Annotated in this window: 1 pseudogene; it reads right to left on the bottom strand. The window is 69.0% G+C overall.

From position 1 onward, the window contains the following. Window positions 1-10: 10 nt before the first annotated feature. Window positions 11-565, bottom strand: a pseudogene (locus G4D87_RS38370) (cyclic di-GMP-binding domain-containing protein, MshE-related); the annotation flags it as partial. Window positions 566-739 lie beyond the last annotated feature (174 nt).

The raw sequence follows: 739 nt of genomic DNA, 5'->3' as shown, positions 1-739 counted from the left end.
CTCAAGGACCTGGAAGCCGCCGCGGCGCGGGCGCCGCGGCGGCTTCCAGGTCCTTGAGGCTCTTGACCACCGTGCGGCCCTGGGCGTCCACCACCTTGAAGTTGGTGTCCGCGTCCTCCAGTTCGTGGTTCTGCTCGTAGATGCGCGCGAAGGCCCGGGCAATGGAGGTCCGGCCCGCCACGTTGGGGATGATGCGGCACTTGGTGACGGCGCGCAGCTCGTCCAGCATGCGCATGTTGAGCGGATCGGCCATCGCCACCACCAGCGACTTGCCGTCATCCCGCAGCTGCAGCGGCAGCACGGAGAAGTCCCGCGCCGTCTGGGCGGGAATCTTCGCCTTCACGTGCGGCTGCACCATCTGCACCGCGTCCAGGTTCACCGCCGGCATCCCCAGTTGCTTGGACAGGGCGCGCACCAGGATGTCCTCGGAGACGAGGCTCATCCTGACCAGGATTTCGCCCAGCTTGCCGCCCCACTTCGCCTGCTCGGCGAGCGCGGACTTCAGCTGGCTCTCCTGAAGCACGTTCGCCTTGATCAGCAATTCACCGAGCTTGATCTGTGCCATGTCGTGGCACGCACTCTAGACTGTCTCGGCAGCGTGCGCCCCTTCTTCCGCGCCTGCCCGGTCAGGAACCGGGGGCCAGGGGCGCGGGCGACCCGGAGGCGGGCGCCCCGGCGGGCAGCTCCCGGCCGGCAGCATCCACCTCCACCACCCGGGCCCCCTCGGGGGGAACCAACT

Origin of the sequence: Myxococcus vastator (assembly GCF_010894475.1) — a bacterium.
Lineage (GTDB): Bacteria > Myxococcota > Myxococcia > Myxococcales > Myxococcaceae > Myxococcus > Myxococcus vastator.
This window is presented reverse-complemented; position numbering and strand designations above follow the sequence as displayed.